Annotated in this window: 19 protein-coding genes; 14 read left to right on the top strand and 5 right to left on the bottom strand. The window is 40.7% G+C overall.

The window, feature by feature from the left end; genetic code table 11:
• Window positions 1–145: 145 nt before the first annotated feature.
• The gene (locus ACR1PO_RS04075) at window positions 146–1,288 is read left to right on the top strand and encodes a 1-acyl-sn-glycerol-3-phosphate acyltransferase (protein ID WP_433985934.1); all 1,143 of its coding nucleotides are present in this window, start codon (window positions 146–148) and stop codon (window positions 1,286–1,288) included.
• Window positions 1,289–1,357: 69 nt separating this feature from the next.
• On the opposite strand, the gene ACR1PO_RS04080 is transcribed toward ACR1PO_RS04075, so the two are convergent.
• Window positions 1,358–2,407 (bottom strand): alpha/beta fold hydrolase, encoded by a 1,050-nt coding sequence (locus ACR1PO_RS04080; RefSeq protein WP_433985935.1) that lies wholly within the window; start codon window positions 2,405–2,407, stop codon window positions 1,358–1,360.
• Between the two features lie 286 nt (window positions 2,408–2,693).
• Between ACR1PO_RS04080 and ACR1PO_RS04085 the strand changes: the two genes are divergently transcribed.
• From ACR1PO_RS04085 to ACR1PO_RS04115, 7 genes are all read left to right on the top strand, one after another.
• Complete coding sequence (locus ACR1PO_RS04085) at window positions 2,694–3,542, top strand: helix-turn-helix domain-containing protein (RefSeq protein ID WP_433985936.1); 849 nt, start codon at window positions 2,694–2,696, stop codon at window positions 3,540–3,542.
• A gap of 81 nt (window positions 3,543–3,623) precedes the next feature.
• Window positions 3,624–4,829 carry an FAD-dependent oxidoreductase gene (locus ACR1PO_RS04090; protein ID WP_433985937.1) on the top strand — a complete coding sequence of 402 codons (1,206 nt, stop codon included), beginning with the start codon at window positions 3,624–3,626 and terminating at the stop codon, window positions 4,827–4,829.
• 199 nt (window positions 4,830–5,028) lie between these two features.
• Window positions 5,029–6,012, top strand: coding sequence for an L-histidine N(alpha)-methyltransferase (locus ACR1PO_RS04095; RefSeq protein ID WP_332387846.1), 984 nt, complete (start codon window positions 5,029–5,031; stop codon window positions 6,010–6,012).
• A 78-nt stretch (window positions 6,013–6,090) separates the two neighbouring features.
• Window positions 6,091–7,260, top strand: coding sequence for an ergothioneine biosynthesis protein EgtB (gene egtB, locus ACR1PO_RS04100; protein WP_433985938.1), 1,170 nt, complete (start codon window positions 6,091–6,093; stop codon window positions 7,258–7,260).
• A 10-nt stretch (window positions 7,261–7,270) separates the two neighbouring features.
• Window positions 7,271–8,191, top strand: coding sequence for an ABC transporter ATP-binding protein (locus tag ACR1PO_RS04105; protein WP_332387848.1), 921 nt, complete (start codon window positions 7,271–7,273; stop codon window positions 8,189–8,191).
• A complete protein-coding gene (locus ACR1PO_RS04110) occupies window positions 8,188–9,756 on the top strand; it encodes an ABC transporter permease/substrate-binding protein (RefSeq protein ID WP_433985939.1) in 1,569 nt (522 codons plus the stop codon). Before ACR1PO_RS04105 ends, ACR1PO_RS04110 begins: the two co-directional genes overlap by 4 nt.
• Before the next feature lie 100 nt (window positions 9,757–9,856).
• Complete coding sequence (locus ACR1PO_RS04115; RefSeq protein WP_131435131.1) at window positions 9,857–10,402, top strand: hypothetical protein; 546 nt, start codon at window positions 9,857–9,859, stop codon at window positions 10,400–10,402.
• Window positions 10,403–10,411: 9 nt separating this feature from the next.
• On the opposite strand, the gene ACR1PO_RS04120 is transcribed toward ACR1PO_RS04115, so the two are convergent.
• The 4 genes from ACR1PO_RS04120 to ACR1PO_RS04135 all read right to left on the bottom strand — a co-directional run bounded on the left by ACR1PO_RS04120 (window position 10,412) and on the right by ACR1PO_RS04135 (window position 13,071).
• The gene (locus tag ACR1PO_RS04120; protein ID WP_433985940.1) at window positions 10,412–10,621 is read right to left on the bottom strand and encodes a DUF3592 domain-containing protein; all 210 of its coding nucleotides are present in this window, start codon (window positions 10,619–10,621) and stop codon (window positions 10,412–10,414) included.
• Window positions 10,593–10,832 (bottom strand): hypothetical protein, encoded by a 240-nt coding sequence (locus tag ACR1PO_RS04125; protein WP_433985941.1) that lies wholly within the window; start codon window positions 10,830–10,832, stop codon window positions 10,593–10,595. The genes ACR1PO_RS04120 and ACR1PO_RS04125 overlap by 29 nt, the downstream gene beginning before the upstream one ends.
• Window positions 10,833–10,920: 88 nt before the next feature.
• Complete coding sequence (locus ACR1PO_RS04130) at window positions 10,921–12,408, bottom strand: serine hydrolase domain-containing protein (protein ID WP_332387854.1); 1,488 nt, start codon at window positions 12,406–12,408, stop codon at window positions 10,921–10,923.
• 87 nt (window positions 12,409–12,495) lie between these two features.
• On the bottom strand, window positions 12,496–13,071 hold the full coding sequence (locus tag ACR1PO_RS04135) for a helix-turn-helix domain-containing protein (protein ID WP_433985942.1): 576 nt from the start codon (window positions 13,069–13,071) through the stop codon (window positions 12,496–12,498).
• Window positions 13,072–13,259: 188 nt separating this feature from the next.
• Between ACR1PO_RS04135 and ACR1PO_RS04140 the strand changes: the two genes are divergently transcribed.
• The 6 genes from ACR1PO_RS04140 to ACR1PO_RS04165 all read left to right on the top strand — a co-directional run bounded on the left by ACR1PO_RS04140 (window position 13,260) and on the right by ACR1PO_RS04165 (window position 18,294).
• A complete protein-coding gene (locus ACR1PO_RS04140) occupies window positions 13,260–14,153 on the top strand; it encodes a CPBP family intramembrane glutamic endopeptidase (protein WP_433985943.1) in 894 nt (297 codons plus the stop codon).
• A 127-nt stretch (window positions 14,154–14,280) separates the two neighbouring features.
• Window positions 14,281–14,916, top strand: a complete 636-nt coding sequence (locus tag ACR1PO_RS04145) for a LysE family translocator (protein ID WP_433985944.1) — start codon at window positions 14,281–14,283, stop codon at window positions 14,914–14,916.
• Window positions 14,917–15,091: 175 nt separating this feature from the next.
• Entirely contained in the window at window positions 15,092–15,955 is an 864-nt protein-coding gene (locus ACR1PO_RS04150; RefSeq protein ID WP_332387858.1) for a helix-turn-helix domain-containing protein, read from the top strand.
• A gap of 87 nt (window positions 15,956–16,042) precedes the next feature.
• Entirely contained in the window at window positions 16,043–16,765 is a 723-nt protein-coding gene (locus tag ACR1PO_RS04155) for a siderophore-interacting protein (RefSeq protein ID WP_433985945.1), read from the top strand.
• A gap of 288 nt (window positions 16,766–17,053) precedes the next feature.
• Complete coding sequence (locus ACR1PO_RS04160; protein ID WP_332387860.1) at window positions 17,054–17,629, top strand: TerD family protein; 576 nt, start codon at window positions 17,054–17,056, stop codon at window positions 17,627–17,629.
• A gap of 5 nt (window positions 17,630–17,634) precedes the next feature.
• On the top strand, window positions 17,635–18,294 hold the full coding sequence (locus ACR1PO_RS04165; protein WP_433985946.1) for a hypothetical protein: 660 nt from the start codon (window positions 17,635–17,637) through the stop codon (window positions 18,292–18,294).
• The last annotated feature ends 9 nt before the right edge of the window (window positions 18,295–18,303 follow it).

Consider the following 18,303-nt stretch of genomic DNA (forward strand, 5'->3'; position numbering starts at 1 on the left):
GTGAACGCGCACATAGATCGCTTTGTTATAAATACGTTTATTTCACCCAACTCCTACGCCCCTCATAATACTTTAACACCCATTATACCCAATCCCCGGATAAATTTTCGTTCTTTTGCAAAAAGTTTAATTTTTACCCAACCGCATGTCTAAGTTTGATGAAATCCGGTATTTCTATGATCAGGAAGTGAATGAGAGATTACAGAGCATAGCCCGTGATCCCATGATGAAAGCACTGATGAATTTTACTTTTCCTGATACAGATGAGCAGGTTTGGCTGGAGCAGTTCAAAAATGTTCATTCTATCAGCGATTTCCAGCATCAGTTTGTGGCGTTTGCCGTTCGGCAGATCCTTGCGAAGAGCTCCGACGGCTTAACGACTTCGGGCTTTGATAAGCTGGATAAAAACACCCCTTACCTTTTCGTCTCGAACCACAGGGATATTGTTCTGGATACTTCACTGCTTAATCTGGTCTTGCTGGAGGGTGGTTATATTATGACCGCTTCGGCGATCGGAGATAATCTAGTGCGCAAGAAGTTTTTAAACGTACTCGCTAAGCTGAACCGGAACTTCCTGGTGCAAAGAGGCCTTCCTCTTCGTGAGCAGCTCACCAGTTCACAGACGATGTCCGAATATATCAGGGAACAGCTGTATAATGAAAACCGTTCCGTATGGATTGCCCAGCGTGAAGGCCGTACCAAAGACGGTAACGATTCTACCCAGCAGGGGGTTTTGAAAATGCTGGCTATGGCAGCCGGTGACCAGTCTTTGACGGATTATTTTAAAACCTTAAAGATTGTTCCGGTCTCTATCTCCTATGAATATGATCCTACAGATTCTTTAAAGATGCCCCAGCTGCTGGCCCAGCACAGGGATGAGGAATACATCAAGGGGAAAAATGAAGATTTTACCAATATCCTGAGCGGAATTCTGGGACAGAAGAAACGTATTCACCTTCATGCCGGTGATGTACTTGATACGGAACTGGATGAAATTGCTGCTACTATTGACAATAAAAATAAGCAGCTACAGGCAATTGCCCAGGTGATTGACCGCTCCATTATCAGTCATTATAAGCTTTGGCCTACCAAATACATCGCTTACGACCTCCTTCACAATACCAATACCTACGCTTCCGAATATACGGAACAGGAAAAACAATTATTTGTCCGCAGGCTTGAAATGCGTATTGATCCGTCGGATCCTGTTTCCAGGGAATATTTCCTGGCCATGTATGCTAATCCTCTGGTTAATAAGCTGAAGACTGAAAAGGATTTTCAGGGATAACATTTTTGATAAGATAAATAAAATAGAAACCACTGCATTGAGCAGTGGTTTTTCTAAATCCGTCAGGTTTTATCTGGCTTGTGACATAGCATCTACTTCTATGATCGCATCTGCAAATGCTTTTGGAGCTTCCTGCGGTAAATTATGCCCAATTCCTCCTGTTAACGTATGGTGTGCATATTTACCTGTATATTTTGAAGCATAACTTTCCGGAGCAGGAAACGCAGCACCGTTGGCATCACCTTCCAGGGTAACTGTGGGGACTGTGATAGATGGAGACTTTGCCAGTCTGGCTTCAAGCGCATCGTATTGCTTCTCCCCTTTCGCCAATCCCAGGCGCCAGCGGTAATTGTGGATCACGATATCAACATGGTCAGGATTATCAAATGCTGCTGCAGAACGCTCGTAGGTCTGGTCGTCAAAAGTCCATTTGGGTGAAGCTGTTTTCCATATCAGCTTATTGAAAGCCGCGGTATTGGCTTTATACCCTTTATACCCTCTTTCAGTTGAAAAATAATACTGATACCACCATAAAAGCTCAGCATTTGGAGGCAGAGGCTTTTCGTTTGCCTTTGGACTTCCTATCAGATATCCGCTTACTGCCACCAGTCCGGAACAGCGCTCAGGCCACAATGCCGCCATAATATCTGCAGTTCTGGCACCCCAGTCGAAACCGCCGATAATGGCCTTGTCAATTTTCAGCGCATCCATAAAAGCAATGATATCCAATGCCACAGCACTCTGCTGGCCGTTGCGTTTTGTATCGGGTGAAACAAAGGTTGTTGTCCCGTACCCTCTTAAATAAGGTACCAGAACACGGTACCCTTTTTCAGCAAGTATGGCAGAAGACTGTTCAAAGCTATGGATGTCATATGGCCATCCGTGAAGAAGGATAACAGGTTTTCCGTTTGCGGGTCCTGCTTCTGCATATCCAACATCCAGCAGCCCGGCCCTGACTTTCTTTGTATTCTGAAAAGCTGATCTGACCGCTGCACTTTCCTGATCATTTTCACCAGTGGAAGGAGCCTGTGCTTTCAGTGTCCATAATCCTGTCCCTATCAAAATGATCAGGGATAAAGCGGATCTTATTTTTTTACTGAAGTTCAATGTAGTATTCATAATTTTGATGTTTTATGAGAGTAAAATTATAATAAAGCAGCCCCGGAACGAAGTATAAAAACTTTGAACAGGTCATATTAAGCGGTGAATCCTGATTTTCGGACGTTAAAACAGACAGCAGCATACATAAGATATCTGGCTACACATCAAGCATCAAGCATCAAGCATCAAGCATCAAGCATCAAGCATCAAGCATCAAGCATCAAGCATCAAGCATCAATCACCAACCATCAACCATCAACCATCATTTATCATTTATCATTTATCACGTATCTTCGTAAGTCATATGAAAAAAGTAATTCCTTCCCATCACAATCAACTGGAAGATTCAGCTGTCCGGGTGATGCCTTTATCAATCTTTCATGAGAAACAGGCTGAAATTCACAGGGATGATCATTATATGTTTATTCTTCAGCAGAAAGGAAACTTTGTGATGGAAATAGATTTTAACAGGATAGATTTAAAAGGTCCTTCCTTATGTTTTGCCGGTCCGGGGCAAATTCATCAGTACATTCACCAGAAAGACAATGAGGGATGGTTTTTATTCATAGAAGCTGAACTTATTCCTGAATCTTACCGTGAAATCCTGGACCTCTGCCAATGGCTCCGCCAGTCTTCGGCCGTTACGGAAAATGACATTATTTTTGACCTGCCTCCCCTGTTTGAAAAAGCAGAAAAGGATCCGGCGCTGTATATTCCTTCCATCACAAGGCCTTTGGCTGAATCTGCGGCTGGAATCATTATTTCAAGAATTTCAGGAACAGAAACCGAAAATTTTCAGCACCGGGGCCAAAGGTATTCGATTACAAGGCAGTTTAAAAAGCTGATCACAGATCACTTCAAAACTGTCAAACAGGTAAAGCAGTATGCAGATTTCCTGAATATTACTCCACTCTATCTGAATGAAGCCGTAAAAGATGTTACCGGATATCCTGCCAGCTTCTGGATACATCAGAAAATTCTGTGGGAAGCCCGCCGTCTGCTGTTTTACACCCATATGGATGTAAAGCAGATTGCCTTTGAGCTGGGCTATGATGATCCTGTTTATTTTTCACGGTTCTTTAAAAAAAGAACAGGAATGACCGCTTTACAGTTCAGAGCCGAAAACCATGATTTGTCCCATCATCACCATTAAATAGCTCTCGTATGTCCTGTCTCCACACTTTAATTTTGTCCCGTCAATCATCAGAAACAATAAAAAGATTGACCAACAATTATGATGGTACAACAATTAAAAAGCAAACGTATTGCTGTTATAGGAGCCGGACTGGGAGGTCTGTGCCTTGCTCAGGGATTAAAAAAGAATGGAATCCCATGCACCGTATTTGAAAAAGATGCTGCAATAAACGCCCGTTCACAAGGATACAGAATCAGGGTGAATGAGCCCGGCAGAAAAGCCTTAGAGGAATGCCTTCCCGGAAATTTGTACAGGCTGTTTCTGGCTACCTGTGCAGCAAGCTACAGCGGAATGAAGGTTTTAACAACAACTCTTGAAAGATCTCAAAACCCCCTTGTAAAATCCTGGAGTGACGGAGTGAAAGAAATGCCTGACCTGAAACCCAACCGCCTGACATTGCGTGAAATTCTGCTTCAGGGCATACAGGACAATATCTGTTTTGGAAAAGAACTCACAGACTGGCAGGAAACAGAAAGCAGTGAAGTGGAACTTACATTTTCAGACGGCTCCACCTACACTGCAGATTTGGTAGTAGCTGCTGACGGAGTCCACTCCGGAATCGGAAAGGAGTATTGCAGAGACAGAAAAATCAATACCGGGAATATTACCATCTATGGGAGAACTTTTTATTCTGAAGAAGCCCGGCATGCTATTGCCGAGGAATTACAGGAAGGTACTTCAGTGATTATCGGTGACCGGTTTTCTTTAATTACAGATTTTATGTCTTTTGATTTTTCCGGGAAAGAACCAGCCTGGGATCTTCTCAGCCCGTTCTCCGATTATTTTTATTGGGCATTCATAGGCAACCCTCAGGCTTTTGGAATGGTAAAATCCGATTTCTACAGCCATTCCGCAGAAGAGATTTTAAATGCTGTTCATAAAGTGACCCATCAGTGGCATCCCCAGCTTAAAGCATTATTTCAGCATGCAGACAGGTCTTCTTTATCCGTAACTCCTATCCGGTCTTCTTTACCAAAGGAACCGTGGAAATCCGGAAATATTACCGCACTGGGGGACGCCGTTCATACGATGAGCCCCGCAGGAGGAGTCGGAGCCAATACAGCCTTTACAGATGCTTCCCTTCTGACCAGTTATTTGACAGGTAAAAACAGTATTCCGGAAGCTGTTGCAGACTATGAAAAACAAATGGTCATGTATAGTAACCAGGCTATTGAAATGTCTCTGGAAGGTGGTGAAATCCTGCACGGAATCAATGATAATGATAGGAATAACAGGCCTTTGTAAATCTGTTTGACTTATGTCCAAACTCGGGCTTATTTGATTGAATAACGAGCTAAAAATACCACATCTGATAAAAACATCATGAAAATCATGCTATTAAAAGTAAAATTGTTTATATTTAATTAGATAAAGGCAAAGAATTTTCATGCTGTAAAAGGCAGGATAATTGCAGTGATCTACAAAACCACACAAAATAAGATTTATGAATGTACAGTTAGATTCACACGCTGAGACTGAAAAAAATGCTGCAGATATATTTCGTTCAGATGTTTTGAGCGGACTGCAGAGTACTCCTAAAAAATTATCTTCAAAATATTTTTACGATAAAACCGGTGATCATCTTTTTCAGAAAATCATGGCTATGCCTGCTTATTATCTGACCCGTTGCGAACTGGATATTTTCCAAAATAAAACAGATGAGCTTATTGAGCTCCTTATTCCCGGAAACGAATCTTTTGACCTGATTGAATTAGGAGCGGGAGACGCGATGAAATCAGCCTATCTGCTTGAGCGGCTGATCAGTAAAGGGGTTGATTTCACCTATATGCCGATTGATATCTCAGGAAATATTCTTTCCATACTTCATGAAAAACTGAGCAACCGTTTACCTGACATGAAAATTACCTGTCTGGAAGGTGATTATTTTGGAATGCTCCAAAAAGCAGCTGCATTGTCCACCCGGAGAAAAGTGGTTTTATTCCTCGGAAGCAATATCGGGAATATGACCCTGGAAGAAGCTGAAGATTTCTGCGTGCACCTGAACAAAAGTCTTTCTTCCAAAGACCGTGTACTGGCAGGATTTGACCTGAAGAAAAATCCGCATATTATTCTGAATGCCTATAATGATGAGGAAGGGATTACCGCAGCCTTTAATCTTAATCTCCTGAGCCGTATCAACAATGAACTTGGCGGTAATTTTGATCTGAAACAATTTCAGCATTACCAGACTTATGACCCCGTCTCGGGAGCCTGCAGAAGTTTTCTGGTAAGCCTTATCAGCCAGCAGGTAACGATTGGTAATACGAGGATTTCATTTGAAGAAAATGAGCTTATCGATATGGAAATTTCACAGAAATTTTCTCCTGAAAAGATCAGGGAGCTGGGGGAAAAATCGGGATTTTCCATAACCGGAGAGATCAGAGATTCTAAAAAATGGTTTGTGGATGTGATCTGGCAGGTACAATAAAAAAGACTGCACAGCATCTGCAAAGTGAAAATAAATCATGCTTCTTTCATTTAAAACCAATCATTAAAACTAAAAGACATGACACCAGAGACCACCACAAAAGATATTACGAAAAAGTATATGGATGTCCGCACACGTTCTGAAGAAATCTGTGCCCCACTGGAAATTGAAGATTATGTAGTACAGCCTATTGTTGATGTAAGCCCGCCGAAGTGGCATCTTGGTCATACTACCTGGTTTTTCGAGACCTTTATCCTTATCCCTCATTTTCCTGATTACAAAGTGTTTGACCCTCAGTATAATTTTGTTTTTAACAGCTATTACGAGACTATTGGGGCAAGGGTAATCCGGACGGACCGCGGAAACCTCAGCCGTCCTTCTGTTTCAGATGTATACCAATACAGAAAGTACGTAGATGAACATATGAAGGCTTTTCTTGAAAGTTCATTCCTGACAGAAGCTGTTGAACCCCTTCTGGACCTGGGACTTAACCATGAACAGCAGCATCAGGAATTATTAATCACTGATATTAAATATATTTTAGGGCATAACCCGCTTTTCCCGGCTTATACAGAAGAAAAATCCGTACAAAACAATTCAAAAACTACCGGAATGCTCAGCTTTTCTGAAGGAGTGTATGAAATCGGTTTTAAAGGAGAGAGGTTCTGTTTTGATAATGAGCTGGGAAGGCATAAAGTATATCTGACAGACTTTGAAATTGCCAGTCAGCTGGTGACCAACAGGGAATATTTAGAATTCATGGAGGCCGGCGGGTATGAAGATTTCAGGCACTGGCATGCTGAAGGGTGGGACTGGGTGAAACAGAATTCTGCAAAATCCCCGCTATACTGGCATTATATTGAAGGCAAGTGGATGTATTATACGCTCAACGGACTACAGGAAACAGATCCCGATGCCCCGCTGTGCCATATCAATTTCTACGAAGCCTCTGCTTTTGCCTCCTGGAAAGGAATGCGTCTTCCTACTGAAGCAGAATGGGAAGTTGCTTCAGATTATTTTGACTGGGGAACACGCTGGGAATGGACGAATTCTGCTTATCTGCCTTATCCACATTTTAAGAAAGAAGCAGGAGCTGTAGGTGAATACAATGGAAAATTCATGGTGAATCAGATGGTTTTAAGGGGAGCATCAGAAGCGACGCCTCCGGGACACAGCAGAAAGACCTACCGTAATTTTTTTCAGCCGAATTTAAAATGGCAGTTCACAGGAATCAGGCTTGCCCGGTAATTTTTTATTCATGATCACAGTAGAATCAGTCTCAAAGAGTTTTAACGGAAAAAAAGCAGTAGATCATATTTCTTTTCAGGCATCTGATCAGGAAATCCTTGTCCTTTTGGGCACGAGCGGGTGCGGGAAAACCACAACACTTAAGATGATTAACCGTCTCATAGAAGCAGATTCAGGGAACATTTTCATTGACGGTAAAAACATCAGGGATCAGAAACCCGAGGATTTGAGGATGGGAATAGGCTTTGTGATGCAGCATTCCGGGTTATTTCCCCATTATACGATTCAGCAGAATATTGCCGTAGTTCCTGAACTTCTGAAATGGGACAAAAAGAAAACGGAAAGAAGAACGCATGAGCTTCTGGCAAAACTTCATCTTTCTGAAGAGGTTCTGTCCCGCTTTCCTTATGAGCTAAGCGGCGGGCAGCAACAACGGGTGGGCATTGCAAGGGCACTGATTGCAGACAGCCCTGTTTTGCTGATGGATGAACCTTTCGGAGCACTTGATAATATTACCAAAGCTGATATTCATTCCGAATTCAAATCGCTGGAAGAACTTAAAAGTAAAACCATTATCCTGGTTACCCATGATGTGCAGGAAGCTTTTGAACTGGGGCACAGGATATGTCTGATGGATCACGGGAAAATCATACAGACCGGCACTCCCAGGGAAATGCTTTACCAGCCCGCCACGCATTTTGTCCGTGATTTTTTTGCTGAAAACCGGCTTCTGTTAGAATATAAAGTTGCGGCTCTGCATCATATCAGTCCGTTTCTTACTCCTGAAAATTCATACTACAGACCGGACAGTACAGACAATACAAGTGTCTGGGATGTTTTACAGCAGCTGAGTTCTGATCATCAAAACACTGAAGTTTATGAAGAAGTGGTGAAAGCGTTTAATCATTATAAAAAATCACAGATGGTATGACACAGCAGCAGAGTCTCTGGCAATTTATTGCTGACCAGCATGAAAAACTGACCGCCCAGATCATTCAGCATCTTGGGCTTGCCTTTTTGTCACTGCTTCTGGCCATTATGATCGGAGTCCCTTTAGGCATACTGATATCCAGGAAAAAGAAACTTTCCAGCACGGTATTGGGCGCTGCCGGTATTTTACAGACCATTCCAAGTATTGCCCTGCTGGGATTTATGATTCCTGTTTTCGGCATTGGTCCGAAACCGGCCATTGCGGCTTTACTGATCTATGCGCTTCTTCCGATTATCCGGAATACCTATACAGGAATTACGGGAGTGGATCCTGCAGTGATTGAGTCGGCAAAAGCCATGGGAATGAACAGAAGACAGCTTCTTTTTAAGGTGAAACTCCCACTGGCAATGCCGGTGATTATTGCAGGTATCAGGACTGCAGCGGTTATTAATGTGGGGGTAGCTACCCTGGCTTCTTTTGTGGCAGCAGGTGGTCTGGGAGAATTTATCTTCGGAGGGATTTCGCTCAACAATACGAATATGATTCTTGCCGGAGCCATTCCGGCAGCATTACTGGCCGTTGTACTGGATCAGATCATTGCGATGATCCAGAAATCAGGCTACAGATTTTTTCAGAAGCTGAAATATATTCTTCCTGTGAGCCTTATTGTTCTGGGAACAGGCTATCTTCTGACTTCTGTGTCACACCGGACCATTAAAGCCGGTTTTACCCCGGAATTTATGGGAAGGCAGGATGGTGATATCGGACTTCGTTCTGTATATGGACTCAATGTTAATCCTCTCGTAGTCAGTGATGCGATTATGTATAAAGCAGCTTATGAGAAGGAGCTGGACCTGATCAGCGGATATTCTACAGATGGGAGAATCAAAGCTTATGATCTGTATGTACTGGATGATGATAAAAAAATATTCCCTCCGTATTATGCGGCTCCTATTATCAAAACAAAAACACTGAAAAAATTTCCGGATCTGGAGAAAACTTTAAATCTGCTGGCCGGAAAATTCAATGATTCCATCATGACGGACCTGAATTACAGAGCTGATCACCTCAACCATACTCCGGAAAGGATCGCAAAGGATTTCCTCATCAGCAATAACCTGTATAAAAGTCCCCGGAAAGGAAATTCGGGAACCATCCGGATTGGCTCAAAAATCTTTGGTGAGCAATATATCCTTGCGGAAATGTATACCATGCTTATTGAAGGATATACCGGCTATAAAGTAGAAACAAAAACCGGTTTAGGGGGAACGAAAATCTGTTTTGATGCCTTAATGAATGACGCGATTGATTTTTACCCTGAATATACAGGAACCGGCCTTCTGGTTCTTTTAAAACCTTCAGCAGAGATGATCAGAGCGGTTTCCCAAAGTCCCGATAAAACATACCATTATGTGAATGCAGCGTTTGAAAAACAATATGGAATTCAATGGCTGCAGCCTTTGGGATTCAATAATGCTTATGCACTGATGATGCGCAGAAAACAGGCTGAAGAGCTCCATATCAGAAATATTTCTGACCTTAAGAAGTATTTTGACGGGAAATAAAGGAGGCCAATTCAATAAAACAAATTCTCCTGGTTCTTCCTGATAAAAATTACAAACGTCTTTTTTAAAATACTATCTTCGCAGGATAAAATTTGACAAAATGAAAAAAATGCTATTTCTGGCTTCGGCTGTACTGGTTCTCAATTCATGTGTGGTAAGAACGGCAACAAAAGTAGTATCCGGAGCTGTAAATCTGGGATATAAAGCTGTAAAGGGAACGGTTAACGGAATCAGCTGGGCGGTAAGTAAGGCCAAAGGAAAAATAGATGAAGACCGTTTGGACGGCACCTGGAAAGTAGTGGGTGTTTACCGTGGTTCTTTTGAGGATTTTTCTAAGGATCAGAATCCTGACGGATCATTTACCTCAGAATGTACAGAAGGTTTTGACCAGATTGTTTTCAAGGCCAAAAAATCCAAATTCAAGCCGGTACACTGCAGCACCCAGGATGAAGATTGGGTAAAATATTCTATGGAATTCGGAAAGAATCCTTCAACGAAGGAAAAAGAAAACTATATAGAGTATAATTCCAACAACTATATTTCCGTTATTGATGTCAACAGTAAAACAATGGTTCTGGAAGGCAACCTGATGCCCAAATTAGGATTTTCCGGTGCTAAATTATATCTTCTTGAAAAGGTAAAATAAAAATTCTGATTACTGTAAAAACTTTTCTGCAATAAAATATCCGCTACCAATCACCAGTAATGGCAGTGCTATTGAGATCAGTATTAAAGGCCATGCAAAAATTCTGAAATAGGTGTATAAACTTACAGAAGAAGGATCATCCGGATCATAAATAACAGTCTCCGTCTCACCTACTGACCAGGCTGAAGGATTAGTGCCTTCCGGAAGTATATTCAACATTATTACGGGTACGGAAAGTAAAGAGCGGTATATACACCTCTCCGTCCGAATCATCTATCCGCAGTGAGGTAACGGTTGCCGTTGCCTTTTCTGCTTTTTTTAAGAACCTAAGCGTATTTCTTAAACTTAAGAATGCAAAAATAAACAGCGCTATTCCTGCACCGGGAATGATATAATATTGCCACATAGTTTTCTTTTTATTACTGCCCATACCTGTTGCTTTCTGAAAACATTAATGATATCATGCTTATTTTCAGATCAATACTCTAAATATACAAAGATTTCTATAGTATAGGCAGTTATCTGGTTTCTATGTCTACAATCTTTTTCCCATCTTCTCCCAGGTAATGAAGAACCAGCTTTTCATAGACCTTATACCCGTCATCAACATTGGTGAAAATAACGATTCCCTTTCCTGAATCGGGCAATATGATAGCAATGCAGCGGGTTCCCTGGTCTGCTCCGCTATGCGATAATGCGTAATGATTATTTCCCAGATCATAAATCTCAAAGCCTAACCCGAAATATTTATTTTCTTTAACCTTTACCTGTTTTTTTATCATTTCCCGGAATATTTCCGGCTTCAGATTTTTTCCTTTCATGACGCTTACCATAAAATTTCCATAATCCCGGATGGTGGTATGCAGGTCATCGGCAGCATTAGCCTTTGTAATTTTTTCTATTGGATAAGCCTCTCCTTTTTCATTATATCCTGTTACAAATCTTGATGCATCAGTGTTCCGATCCCAGATATAGTTGGTATCATTCATTCTGAGAGGCTGAAAGATGAGTTCTGTAGCAAGCTGATCCAGTGATCTTCCAGATTTCTTTTCCAGTGCTTTTCTCAGGTATTCGAAACCTTCTCCTGAGTATTGGTATTTTGTTCCGGGGTCAAACTGGAAGTTCAGCTTTTTATCTGCACTCATCCATCTCCAGTTCGGAAATCCTGTCTGATGGGTGAGAACAATTCTGGTTGTCAGTTTTTTATGTCTCGCATCATTGGCAATATCCGGATCTGTCCAATAGACATCAAGAGGTTCATCCAATTTCCATTTGCCAAGACTTACAAGGCGTAAGGCTACCATTGCTGTTACAGGTTTGGTGAGCGATGCCACATTAAATAAGGCATCTTGAGGCGCTGAAACACCTTTTTTAACTTCACCAAAAACTTTTACCTCCCGCAACTTTCCTGCTTCTATAATTCCTAATCCCAGAGCAGGAATATTATTTTCTTTCAGCCAGCTCTGCATCGACTGATCGTTATCAAACATCGCCTCATTATCAGTGGTTTGCTTTGGATGGTGGTTAAAGCTCAATGAATTCTTAAGCTTCCACTCAGCATTTTCCAATATCCACAAATGGGTAAATTTTGCTTCTCCCACTAATTTTTCAGCCTGATTCCCTGCTTTTTCATAAAACAGGTGATCTCCGTTCTGAATAGCAGCATAGATCTTTCCGTCTTTATACATGGGATAGATTTCTGTGGTTTTATCAACCAGGACTCTTTTCAGCTGGTAGGTCTCCGGAGATTTGCACAATCCGGTTTTAAAATCGTTGATAAATTTATTTTTGTCGGCAGAACCGCCTTTATCATGGTAAAATTCAAACCTGTCGTTTAGCAGACTTTCCATCTGCCCGATATTACATTTATTATAACCTGCTGAAAAAAGCAAGCTGTCTTTCGACATAATAGTTTTATAAAGAGGATCTGTTTTTTCTACCTGTGCATGCAATACATTCATCAACAGAATAAAAAAAGGAAGGATCAATTGTGAAGACTTTGTCATTATTATTTTTTTGACAAAGGTTAGATTTTTAACAGATTTTTCATTAAAAACTAACCCGACAAAAACCCGACAAAGTCCTGACAGGGATTATATCATACTGAATTTCAATCTGAAAAAGAGTTTTTTATTCCTGTCTATTTCGGCAGCATTACGAAGGATAATAAATACATTGGAAAGAACAATCAGGATCATAAGGACAAGGGTAAACTGTTTTCCGAACTTTAGAAAGATTCCGAGCATGAAGGTAATGGGCGCTATTACCGTCCAGATCATCTGCACCGAAATGATCTGTCTTGCCAGACTGTTGTTCTGCTTCAGGGTAAACATCAGGATCAGCGGAACAAAAATATTCAGTGGAGGCAAAAGTGTGAAGATGAGTGATGAAAGGTTGATGATTTTGATATAAGAATAATTGATCCGGGGATCCTTGTTTTCTTCATCTGTTTTTTCAAGCTCAGTATTTTCATTGATAGATTGTGCCCGGGTATGCAGTAATTCAGATTCTTCTATTTCCAAAACCTGCGCCAGCGCTCTCAGAGTATGTCCTTTGGGCTCTGTTCCGGATTCTATACGCTGAATGGTCCTTACAGAAATCTTTGATTTTTCTGACAGCTCCTCCTGGGTCAGATTTTTTTGTTCTCTTATGGCTTTTAGTCTGGACATGTTCTAAGGTAATTCGGAAAAAATTGTTTTGGCTAATTTACAGTTTTCCATTATTAAAAAACAGAAGATCTTTTTTATAAACTGAACAGTGCTAAAATTATTATTCATATAAGAAATAAGTGTACTTTTATTAAAAAAATAACCTGCTATTTTTCAACTATTTATAAACTTCAACACCAGATCAGTTTATGGAAAATACAATATCTAAATCCGAAATCAGGAAGAATATTGCCACTTACCTGTGTCTTACCCTGCTTTTCTGTCTTCCGGTCTATTATATGTGTATCCGTACCGGGAAACTCGGTGGCGGAATTATATCTTACGCTACTATTGTAATGTGGTGTCCTGCCATTGCGGCACTTCTTACCTGCCGTATCCGGAAAATACCTGTTTCTTCCCTGGGCTGGAAATGGGGTCTTACGAAATACCAGATCATGGCTTACTGCATTCCTGTTCTTTACAGCCTGGTTCCTTACCTCATCATCTGGATCAGTGGAGCGGGCGGGTTTTATAATCATCAGTTTGTAGCAGAAGCGGGTAAAGGTATGGGCTGGAGTCTTTCTGATGGCCAGACTTTGATCCTGTACATTATTCTGATGAGCAGCTTTGGGATGGTGCGTTCCGTAGGCTCGGCATTGGGTGAGGAAATAGGCTGGCGGGGCCTTCTCACTCCGCAGCTGGCCAAGATTAATTCTTATACCGTTACCTCCTTATGGATGGGACTTATATGGTCTCTCTATCATTATCCTCTTCTCCTGTTTTCCAATTATAACACGGGCGGTCCCAAATGGCTGGCTCTTTTATGTTTTACAGTGATGATATTCGCATCTTGCTTTATTTTCACGTGGCTGCGGTTAAAATCCGGAAGTTTATGGACCGGAGCTATTTTACATGCCAGCCATAACCTGTTTATACAGTCTATTTTTACACCACTTACTGCAGATACCGGAAATACCAATTATTATATTGATGAATTTGGCATTGCTCTTCCCATTGCGACTGCTGTTGTTGCTTATTTCTTTTGGAGAAAGAGGAAGGAATTGCCTGAAAGGGATACTGAAGATACTCTTCTTTCTGCTTAACCCTATTAATCTAAGATCCCGGGGAAATAAAATTGATTGGGTGAAAATTAATATTTCTTTTTTATAATATAGGTTCACAGACAGTCTGTATCTTTGTGCCGGGGATACTTCCGTTTAACTACTACCTATGATTCCAATTCACGAACTTATATTTTTCATCCTGGCTGCACTGATCTTAGTGATCAGTCCCGGTCCTAATATGATTTACCTGATTTCAAAGTCTATAACACAAGGGAAAAAGTCCGGGTTTACTTCCCTGGCCGGAGTAGTGTGTGGATTTTTATTCCACATTATCATGGTATCTTTTGGTCTTACTGCGGTTTTGCTGGCCGTTCCGCTGGCTTACACCGTTCTTAAAGCTGTGGGAACTGTTTACCTTTTATATCTGGCCTGTCAGGCTATAAAACCAAAGAGCAGGAATATTTTTGATGTTGATAAAAATACTGCCCATGACAGCCCAAAAAAGCTTTTTACCATAGGTTTTTTAACGAATGTATTAAATCCTAAAGTAGCCGTCTTTTACTTGTCTTTCTTTCCTCAGTTCATCAAACCTGCGTATGGTTCCGTATTCACGCAGAGTCTTGAGCTTGGAGTTATTCAGGTTCTGATCAGCTTCAGCATTAACTTTATCATTGTATTAACTGCTGCAAGAGTTGCCCTGTTCTTTTCCAGTAATCCGGTCTGGATAAAGGTTCAGAAATGGTTTATGGCCAGTGTATTGACTTATCTGGCTATAAAAATGGCTTTTTCAAAAGCAAAATAAAATCCGGAACAGGTTTCTTTCTGTCCCGGATTCCGGTGTATATTCATATAAAATCTGATCTAAAGAAAACATGATCATTATTTACCGCGAATTTGAGATTAATATCCGGAACATAAAACAGTGAAAATACGTAATTTTGTGGTTGCGCATTATCCTCATTACAACAGGCTCAGCAATGAAACAGACAATTCCCACTTATGATCTGAGTGGTATTTCCGACCACAGATTCCATATCAAAAGAATGGATAAATGGAATGAGAAGCCTGAAGAAGCTCTCATGGACAAAGGAATACACCGGGACAGCCATTATATTTTCACCTGTATGGAAAGCGGCCACGTAAGAATGATGGTGGATTTCAGAACCATAGAAGCAAAAGATTCCACTATTTTCTGTGTATTGCCCGGGCAGGTGCATCAGGGGCTTTTAATGAATGATGTAACCGGATGGTTTGTCGCTGTTAAAGCAGAACTTGTTCCCGATGCCGTACGGTCTTTTTTTGATGAATCTCTGGTTGAAATACAACCTCTGTCTGTTGATAAGAAACTTATCGAAAAAATCAGCACAACAGCAGGGATGCTTCATGGTTCGTATACTCATGAAATGCTGTCTGCCAAAGAAGGCTTTCTGATTGTTCAGTCTTTCCTCAATGCCTTCCTGGGAATGTTTACGATGATGTATTCCCAGAAAAATAATTTTCCTGTTTCTAACGAAAGCCGTGCTTTACAACTATCAAGAGCATTCAGGATTCTGGTCAGAAAGAAGTTCAAAACCCTGAAAAGTCCATCCGAGTACGCAGAACTCCTGAATATTACGAGGGGGTATTTAACAGAAACAGTCCGCGAGGTAACTGGAAAGCCTGCCCAGCACTGGATTCATCAGGAGATTTTAATTGAAGCCAAAAGATTACTGGTTTTTACCAATCTGAGCGTAAAAGAGGTGGCTTATGAGCTTGGGTATAGTGACCATACCTACTTCAGCCGTTTATTTTCAAAACTGGAAAGCCAGTCACCTTCAGAATTCCGGAATCAAAACCATTAACCCCAACCACGAATAGTCCAATTAATTCCCCGAAACCGCTATCGGTATTTTCTGATTTTGCAACGTCCTTTGCAATAAAAATCACTTATGCCAAGCTTACCTAAATGGATCAACGACACCGTAGAAAGTGTCTGGTCCTCAAAATTTAAAGACTGTACCGTTAACCGTATAGAAAAAATCACGAAAGATATACGCCGTGTACGTTTTGAGACAGATTTACAGGATGTCCCTTATGAACCTGGTTATGCAATAGGGATAAGGATCAATGACAGGGATTTCCGGAATTATTCACCATTCAACTTCAACAGGGAGGCCGGAACTTTCGATGTGTTGTTTCATTTGCATGATGCCGGTGCTGTGGGAAGCAGTTTTGTAACCCGGCTCAGTGAAGGAGATTCTATAAAAGTGCTGATGCCAAGAGGAAAACAGTTTTACATCCCTCATGCAAGAATTCATTTTTCTGTAGGTGATGAAACATCATTGGGAAGCTCAATCTCCATCAAAGAAGCTACTGAGGAATGTGGTTCAGTCTTTATCTGCCTTCATGAGCTGGAGGAAGGTTCTGCTCTTGAAAAACTGAATTTGTACGGCTATCACAGTCCTAAAAACAATACCATGAGAATGATCGAGGCACTGAATGATTTTCTGACAGAAGAAAAAGAAGCTGTTAGCGATGATGAAGTTATTTTTTACCTTACCGGAAACGGAGGACGAATGTCATTGATCAGGAAATTCCTTAAAGCCAGAGGGGTATCCCCGAAATGCATAAAATCGCAGGCGTATTGGATTGAGGGGAAAAAAGGGTTGTAAAATCATTTACACCTATTTTTATAAACTCTATATCTGTAATGTAAAGCCTCCCTTGCAGATTAATATTCTGACCTAAGAAAAGCACGATAGTATACCCTATTGTGCTTTTCTTATATATCTTATCATGAAAAATGAATAATCTGCATACACTCTAAATTTACCTGCCTATGATATCGTTACGGTTTTCCGTAATGATTGTTAATATGATGTATTTACTTTTACCACATCAGAAAGTTAAAAACTTTTCAATAAAGACAAACTTTGAATTATAAAACTTAAACAGATTATATGGCAATTAATTTACAAAAAGGTCAGAAAATTAATATCGGATTAAATAATATGACCATTGGCCTGGGCTGGGATCCTAATGAAGGAACCGGTTATGACTTTGATTTGGATGCATCCGCTTTTATGATCAACGAAGAGAGGCTTATCCCTTCAGACCCTTTTTTTATTTTTTATGGAAATACAGAATCCCCGGACGGAGCATTGGTACATACAGGTGATGACCCTGATGGAAAATCGAGTGATGGGGATGATGATGAGTCCATCATAGTTAATCTTTCAAAAATTGATCCTCGGATCACTGAGATATTATTTGTTGTAACGATTCATGAAGCTGATATAAGAAAACAGAACTACGGACAGGTACGCAACTCATACATCAGAATTGTTGACAATTCTACCGGACAGGAAATAGCCAAATACGAGCTGGGTGAAGACTTTTCTATTGAGACTGCTATCGAATTCGGACGCCTTTACAAAAAGAATGAGCAGTGGAAATTTGAAGCTTCCGGCATCGGATACAGAGAGGACCTTGCCTTTTTTCTATCAAAGTACTATAAAGGAAACATTATAAAATAAAAACCATGTCTATTAATCTACAAAAAATCACCATTGAAAAAAAGGGAGATATCCATTCTATTGACCTTACCAAACCTGAAATTTCTAAAAAGGAAATTATCATTAATCTCAACTGGTCCCAACCTCAACAAAAAAAAGGATTTTTCTCAAGTCTATTAGGAGGAAACAGCAGCATTGATCTGGATCTAGGATGTTTTTATGAACTGAACAATGGACAGAAAGATTGTATCGATGGATTACAGTTTGCCAATGGCAAAGGAGGTTCAAGAGATAAACTTACCAGGCAAGGAAGGTACAGCGATGCACCTTTTGTCTGGCATACCGGAGATGACCGTGGCGCTCATGCCGGATCAGGTGAAAACATACTTGTAAACCCCGTTGGCATCAACAGTCTTAAAAGAATTGTGATCTACTGTTTTATTTATGATGGTGCTGCCAGATGGAATGAAACGAATGGGATCATCAATATAAAAGTTTCAGGAAATCCTGATATAGAGGTTGAAATGGGTAAACAAAATGACTCAAGAAAATTTTGTGCTATTGCTGAAATCCTTTTTTCCCCTCATTCTATGCAAGTAAAAAAACTGGTAACCTTTCATAATTCTCACGCAGACTGTGATAAAACGTACCGTTGGGGAATGAAATGGGCTCCGGGATCTAAATAATAATCAAAA

Source organism: Chryseobacterium amylolyticum, assembly GCF_051011775.1.
Taxonomy (GTDB): domain Bacteria; phylum Bacteroidota; class Bacteroidia; order Flavobacteriales; family Weeksellaceae; genus Chryseobacterium.

What these genes read in the sequence shown, in the direction of transcription:
- ACR1PO_RS04150 (WP_332387858.1), top strand. Translation starts at nt 15,092, where the DNA reads ATGAAACAGACAATTCCCACTTATGATCTGAGTGGTATTTCCGACCAC.
- ACR1PO_RS04160 (WP_332387860.1), top strand. Translation starts at nt 17,054, where the DNA reads ATGGCAATTAATTTACAAAAAGGTCAGAAAATTAATATCGGATTAAAT.
- ACR1PO_RS04085 (WP_433985936.1), top strand. Translation starts at nt 2,694, where the DNA reads ATGAAAAAAGTAATTCCTTCCCATCACAATCAACTGGAAGATTCAGCT.
- ACR1PO_RS04155 (WP_433985945.1), top strand. Translation starts at nt 16,043, where the DNA reads ATGCCAAGCTTACCTAAATGGATCAACGACACCGTAGAAAGTGTCTGG.
- ACR1PO_RS04090 (WP_433985937.1), top strand. Translation starts at nt 3,624, where the DNA reads ATGATGGTACAACAATTAAAAAGCAAACGTATTGCTGTTATAGGAGCC.
- ACR1PO_RS04140 (WP_433985943.1), top strand. Translation starts at nt 13,260, where the DNA reads ATGGAAAATACAATATCTAAATCCGAAATCAGGAAGAATATTGCCACT.
- ACR1PO_RS04145 (WP_433985944.1), top strand. Translation starts at nt 14,281, where the DNA reads ATGATTCCAATTCACGAACTTATATTTTTCATCCTGGCTGCACTGATC.
- ACR1PO_RS04075 (WP_433985934.1), top strand. Translation starts at nt 146, where the DNA reads ATGTCTAAGTTTGATGAAATCCGGTATTTCTATGATCAGGAAGTGAAT.
- ACR1PO_RS04105 (WP_332387848.1), top strand. Translation starts at nt 7,271, where the DNA reads ATGATCACAGTAGAATCAGTCTCAAAGAGTTTTAACGGAAAAAAAGCA.
- ACR1PO_RS04080 (WP_433985935.1), bottom strand. Translation starts at nt 2,407, where the DNA reads ATGAATACTACATTGAACTTCAGTAAAAAAATAAGATCCGCTTTATCC.
- egtB (WP_433985938.1), top strand. Translation starts at nt 6,091, where the DNA reads ATGACACCAGAGACCACCACAAAAGATATTACGAAAAAGTATATGGAT.
- ACR1PO_RS04165 (WP_433985946.1), top strand. Translation starts at nt 17,635, where the DNA reads ATGTCTATTAATCTACAAAAAATCACCATTGAAAAAAAGGGAGATATC.
- ACR1PO_RS04095 (WP_332387846.1), top strand. Translation starts at nt 5,029, where the DNA reads ATGAATGTACAGTTAGATTCACACGCTGAGACTGAAAAAAATGCTGCA.
- ACR1PO_RS04125 (WP_433985941.1), bottom strand. Translation starts at nt 10,832, where the DNA reads ATGGGCAGTAATAAAAAGAAAACTATGTGGCAATATTATATCATTCCC.
- ACR1PO_RS04115 (WP_131435131.1), top strand. Translation starts at nt 9,857, where the DNA reads ATGAAAAAAATGCTATTTCTGGCTTCGGCTGTACTGGTTCTCAATTCA.
- ACR1PO_RS04110 (WP_433985939.1), top strand. Translation starts at nt 8,188, where the DNA reads ATGACACAGCAGCAGAGTCTCTGGCAATTTATTGCTGACCAGCATGAA.
- ACR1PO_RS04130 (WP_332387854.1), bottom strand. Translation starts at nt 12,408, where the DNA reads ATGACAAAGTCTTCACAATTGATCCTTCCTTTTTTTATTCTGTTGATG.
- ACR1PO_RS04135 (WP_433985942.1), bottom strand. Translation starts at nt 13,071, where the DNA reads ATGTCCAGACTAAAAGCCATAAGAGAACAAAAAAATCTGACCCAGGAG.
- ACR1PO_RS04120 (WP_433985940.1), bottom strand. Translation starts at nt 10,621, where the DNA reads ATGTTGAATATACTTCCGGAAGGCACTAATCCTTCAGCCTGGTCAGTA.